Consider the following 6,000-nt stretch of genomic DNA (forward strand, 5'->3'; position numbering starts at 1 on the left):
TGCTTGGCAGAGTGCGGATTCTTTAGCAATTCATTTGCGTTTGATGAGAATCTATTTTTATAAAAGTGGCTCATGTTGTGTATTTACAAGCTTCTAGGCAGATAATGACCGCGCTTTGCTTGGTGTTTAATCTATTTTGCCCTACAATCGCGGATACATTATTACAACATTATTACGACATTGGGAGTTGCTATGCGTTTGACTATGTGTGCGGTGCTGTTATTTGGGGTTTGCTTGGCGCAAGAAGTAGGTGTAGGCGTGGATTTGGGCATTGGGGATTCTCCTACGCCGCCTGTGGATATGAGTGAAGTGGATTCTGGTAAAGTCTCGCTTGTAGAGGGAGCAAACCTTACAGATATACTCCCTCGACCAAACACCGATGAAGCGGGCAACCACACGCCCACCGAGCATACAGAGCTGCTGCTGCTAGCTGGGAATAATAGCGGCAGAGAGAGTGTGTCTGATTTACTCTCTATTATGAGCCCTGAAGGGGGTGTTTTGACGCTTTGGGCTTTAGCGGTGGGGAATTGGGTGTGGGGGTATCCGCTGATAGATACCCTAGATTTTGGTGGGGCTAGGATTTGGCGGATTTTCACCAAAGCTAATGGCAGTGTGGCAATCCAAAATGCCAAGGAAGGCACCTGCCTAAGCGCGTATAGAAATGGCGTAATCCATAGCTACTGCAATATGGAAGATCCAGCGCAGCTGTGGAGGTTTAATTTCTTTGACAATCAAGCGGTGCAAATCCAAAATGTCGCCACCAAGCAATGCCTAGAGACACCGAGCAATCAAGCCACAAGATTTTTTAGCATTTTTCTCACAGACTGCGTGCAAGGTGGGCAGCTAAATAGCGATCAGCAGTGGTTTATCACCGCGCCGCCGCTTCAAGCAGGCGTAGTCTTTAGCACCGATGGCAGATAGATTGATACGACATTGACATAAGGGAGTGGCACAATGAAAATTATCGCGCTAATGCTACTAGGCATAAGCCTACTTTTTGGCAGGATTGAGGACTATGTCGTGGGGACTTGGAATCTACAAGGCTCTTCAGCTAGCACGGAGAATAAGTGGAATGTGAGTGTGAGGCAGCTCATCACAGGCGATAATCCTGTGAATATCCTAATGGTGCAAGAAGCCGGCAGAGTCCCTGCCACCGCTAGACCCACAGGCAGAGTGATCCAGCCCGGCGGTACGCCCATTGAGGAATACACTTGGGATTTAGGCACACGCTCACGACCAAATTCTGTGTTTATCTACTATGCCAATATTGATGTAGGGGCTAGGCGAGTGAATATGGCGATTGTGAGTGCTAGACAGGCGGAGGAAGTCTTTGTAATCCGTCAAGATAGGGTTGCGGCTGATGTTTCACGCCCTGCAATTGGCATTAGAATCGGTAATGATGTGTTTTTCAATATCCACGCATTAGCAAGTGGCGGCGGTGATGCCACTGCTTTAGTAACCGCCGTGCATGATGAGTTTATCACGCGCCCAGAGTTAAGCTGGATCATCGCTGGGGATTTTAACCGCGATCCTGCTAGCTTGCAATCTGGGCTTGATACAAGGATTACCAACCACATACACATCGTTACGCAAAATTCCGCCACGCATTTTAGTAGGGGGGCGGCAAATAGGATTTTGGACTATGCGGTTGTGGGGCGAAGCTCTGCTGATAGGAGGACACTTGCTCTGCCTACTATCACCGCGCTTTTGATGGCTGCTAGCGTGCGATCGCATTTAGCTTCAGATCATGTCCCTGTGCGATTTGGGAATTTCAAATAAGGAGTGGGTATGAAAAGATTCTTGCTTATTGCAGTGCTTGTATTGAGCGCGTATGCTGATGACCCGGAGCTGCCAGATTTTGTAGAATTTACCACGCCTGTGTCGATACGAAGTGCGTTTTCTGGGGATATTGTGGGCTTTGGGAAAGATAGGAATTGGACTATACGGGATATTCCTTTGACAGAGGATATGAGTAAAAATGACCCTTTTAAGGATTTTCATTTAGGGGCGGTGCAGTTTGTGCAGCTAGGCACGCAAGATGTCTGCCTAGCATTAGGCGAAGATGGATTATTTACACGCAAAAATTGTAATGAAGATTTGGATTCTAAAAAATATGAGACACTCTATACCATTATCCCCACAACCACACCCGCAGTGCAAATCCGCTCCTTTGTGCTGGATAAAAATGAGTGTATGACGGTGTTTAACAACCCTCAGCTCCCAAGGGGCAGGGGCATTGGAATCCGCCCTTGCGATGTGGATAGCCTTTTTTCTGTGGATTTGGATAATCTCTTTTTGCTCAATCCCCCTATCCGCGATGCAAGGCTTATTAACCCTTAAGCGATACAGGCTTTGTGTGTCGAGGTTAGTCAGGTGGGCTTCTGGCAAACTTTTCCGCCTTTTGTTAGAATATTTATCGCATATTCCTGGCGTAGTTTGTGCGCATAGGTCTATGTATATTTTACGCAAGGATAAAAATGATCACTAAAGAAAATCTAAAAGAAGTGCTAGAGCTTTTAAATTTCAAACCAAAAGGACAGCTCTACACAAAGACCATAAACTTCTACATAATGCAAGTAGATTTTACAAAGCAACAGCTTATCTACCCACAAGGCATAAAAATCAATGACACCACGACTTCCAACTTCTCTCACCCTGAAAATTTTGTCGTCTTTGAATGCGTGCATAGACTGCTAGAAAAAGGCTATAAAGCAGAGTCTTTAGAGCTAGAGCCGAGATGGCAGCTAGGCAGAGAAGCAAAAAGTGGCAAAGCTGATATTTTAGTGCGCGATAATAAAAACGCCCCCTATCTCATCATAGAGTGCAAAACCGCAGGAAGCGAGTTTAGCAAAGAGTGGGAGAGAATGCAAAATAATAAAGGCGGACAGCTTTTTAGCTATTTTCAGCAACAAAAAGCTACAAAATTCCTATGCCTTTACACCAGCGATTTAGAAGCAGAATCTAAAAATATCAAATATCAAAATTACATTATCCAAGCCTTTGATAATGACGAATACCTACAAGAAAACGAGCTAGAAAAATCCTATAAAAATGCCAATGGCGTGGAGGAGCTTTTTGAAGCGTGGAAAGAGAGCTATAAACTACAATCTTTCACACAAGGCATTTTTGAAAGCCAAGTAAATGCCTATAAGATTCTAGAGCTAACCCCCACTTTTTCTAATCTACAAGAGCTAAAAGAAGAGGGTAAATACCACGAGTTTGCCAAGATTTTACGCAAACATAATATTTCAGGCAAGGAAAACGCCTTTGACAAACTTGTAAATATTTTTCTATGTAAAATCTATGATGAAAGCTTTAATAAAAACAATCTTAAATTTGGCTATTTTGGCGTTATGGCAGATACTTATGCGAGTATGCAAGATAGGCTAATGCTCCTTTACAAAGAAGCGATGAGTGAATTTTTAGGCGAAGAAATTACCTTTGTCTCTAATGATGATATAGAAAAAGCCTTTAAAAAACTCCACGCAACAGATTTAAAAGCACAAATACAAAAGCATATCAAAGAGCTTAAATTCTACTCCAACAACGACTTTGCCTTTTTAGAAGTGCATAATAAAGAGCTATTTTTACAAAACGCCCTAGTGCTAAAAGAAATCATCGAGCTTTTTGCCCCCTACAAACTCACGCAAAATTCCACCAATCAATTCTTAGGCAATCTTTTTGAGCTTTTTTTACAAAAGGGTATGAAGCAAGATGAAGGGCAGTTTTTCACCCCGATTCAAATTTGTGAATTCATTATGTATGCCTTACCGCTAGATTCTATGCTAAGTTCTAAGCCTTTAAAAGTGCTTGACTTTGCTTGTGGAGCGGGACATTTTCTAAACACTTATGCAAACGAGCTTAAACGCTACGCCACGCAGGATTTACAAGAGCATTACAAACAAATCTATGGCATTGAGAAAGAATACCGCCTAAGTAAAGTCGCAAAAGTTTCTTCTGCTATGTATGGACAAAATGAAATCAATATCCTTTATGCAGACGCCCTTGCCACACACGAGCTAGAAAATCCCAAAACAGACAGCGGAAATAAGCAAAAATTGCAAATTGACAACCACAGCTTTGACCTACTTATCGCTAATCCCCCTTACTCTGTCAAGGGCTTTTTAGAGACCTTAAGTGCTAAATCCAAAAAGACCTACACACTTTTTACTAATGAGATAAATATAGAGACAAACAACGCCATTGAGTGCTTTTTCATAGAGAGGGCAAACCAGCTTTTAAGAGATAATGCCAAAGCCGCCATTATCCTACCAAGCTCGATTCTAAACAAAGATGGCATTTATAAAAGCACAAGAGAGATTTTGCTTATCAATTTTGACTTCATCGCTATCGTGGAGCTAGGCAGCGGGACTTTTGGAGCGACAGGCACAAATACCATTATTTTATTCTTACGCAAAAAGGACAGCTTCACACCAGAAAACGCAACCATTTCGCAAGATTATAGCAATATCAAAAACTACATAGAAAGCGGACATTTGTCACAAAATGAGCCTTATAAAGACTACATAAACGCATTTAATGCGTATTGTGATTTTAGGGGCTTTGATAAAGGGGAGTATGAGAGCTTTTTAAATGGAAGTTTAGAATCTCAACCAAATGGGTGGGCTGCGGGGTTTAGGGCGCAAAAGGATTTAGAATCTAGCTACAATTTAAGCAAAATGCCAAGTGAAACCAAAGACACAGAACAAAATATTGAAAGCTCCCAAAGCACAACACAGCTTTTAGAGCTAGATACCTTTAAAGAATACCACGCCGCCTTTAAAGAAACAAGCGAGTATAAAAAGCTGCTAGATTCTAAAGCCTTTCAAAGTTCTAAAGACAAAGACACCTTGATACACAACGCCTTTTTAGCCTACGCAAGAGCGATAGAAAAAGATAAATTACTCTATTTCTCTCTAGCTCTCAACCAAGCCCCTATCATCATCAAAGCCCCAAGTGATAGCAAAGAGCAGAAAAAATTCTTAGGCTATGAGTGGAGTAATCGCAAAGGCGATGAAGGGCTTAAAGAGCTACATAGTCCCTACCTTAGCCCCCTTTTTGAAAGGGATAATCCGCACAATCCAAACAAACTAGCCTACCTTATCCGCCAAGCGTTTTTAGAATCTTCTTCCCTGCAAGGCGAAACCCTCTCTCCGTCATTGCGAGGGAGCGAAGCGACCAAAGCAATCCACAATCAACAAGCAGATTCTAGTGTGGATTGCCACGAATTTGACAAGTCAAATTCTCGCAATGACAAAATCACTATCCCACAAGACTTAAGCCCCTATGCTTTTAAGGCAAAACTCATAGATATGCTAGACTTTAGCAAGGTGGATTTTAATAAGGCTATAAGCTTAAATCCTATCAATTCACAAGGCGAGTTTAACGCACAGAATCCTTTTGAAAATTGTAAATATGAGTTGGTAAAGTTAGAATCTGTTTGCAAAATGTATCAGCCACAAACCATTACGGGAAAAGAAATTTTAGAACAAGGACAATATAAAGTTTATGGTGCAAATGGCGTAATAGGATTTTACGATAAATATAATCACAAAGATGCTGAAGTAGCAATGACTTGCAGGGGTGCAACTTGCGGAACTATTAACTTTACAGAACCAGAATCTTGGATTACAGGTAATGCGATGATAATAACGCCATTAGAAAAAAACCTTATATTAAAAAAATTTTTAATTTATATTTTGCCGCTGTCAAACATAAAAAGCGTTATTACAGGTGCGGCTCAACCTCAAATCACAAGAACTAACCTATCGCAACTCAAAATCCCCCTACCGCCTTTGGATATTCAAAAGCAAATCGTAGCAGAGTGTGAAAAAGTAGAAGAGCAATATAACACCATAAGAATGAGCATAGAAAAATACCAAGAGTTAATTCGTGCGATTTTAGTCAAATGCGGCATTGCAGATTCTAGCCAGAGCGGTAGAGACTTCATCGCTTCCCTGCTAGATTCTATACAAGAGCTAGAATCTAAGCTAGATTTTT

At 41.6% G+C, this 6,000-nt stretch carries 4 protein-coding genes; all 4 read left to right on the top strand.

All coding sequences use genetic code 11. The features are described from left to right. The first annotated feature begins 192 nt into the window (after positions 1–192). Positions 193–921 (top strand): RICIN domain-containing protein, encoded by a 729-nt coding sequence (locus tag Q0171_RS07795; protein ID WP_299328624.1) that lies wholly within the window; start codon positions 193–195, stop codon positions 919–921. Between the two features lie 33 nt (positions 922–954). Continuing rightward, positions 955–1,779, top strand: a complete 825-nt coding sequence (locus tag Q0171_RS07800) for a cytolethal distending toxin subunit B family protein (RefSeq protein ID WP_299328626.1) — start codon at positions 955–957, stop codon at positions 1,777–1,779. Positions 1,780–1,788: 9 nt separating this feature from the next. Further along, positions 1,789–2,340 (top strand): toxin, encoded by a 552-nt coding sequence (locus Q0171_RS07805; RefSeq protein WP_299328629.1) that lies wholly within the window; start codon positions 1,789–1,791, stop codon positions 2,338–2,340. A gap of 137 nt (positions 2,341–2,477) precedes the next feature. After that, positions 2,478–6,000 (top strand): N-6 DNA methylase (locus Q0171_RS07810; protein ID WP_299328632.1); only part of this gene is annotated, 3,523 nt, incomplete at its 3' end.

The sequence above is a fragment of the uncultured Helicobacter sp. genome, from assembly GCF_937906905.1.
Lineage (GTDB): Bacteria > Campylobacterota > Campylobacteria > Campylobacterales > Helicobacteraceae > Helicobacter_B.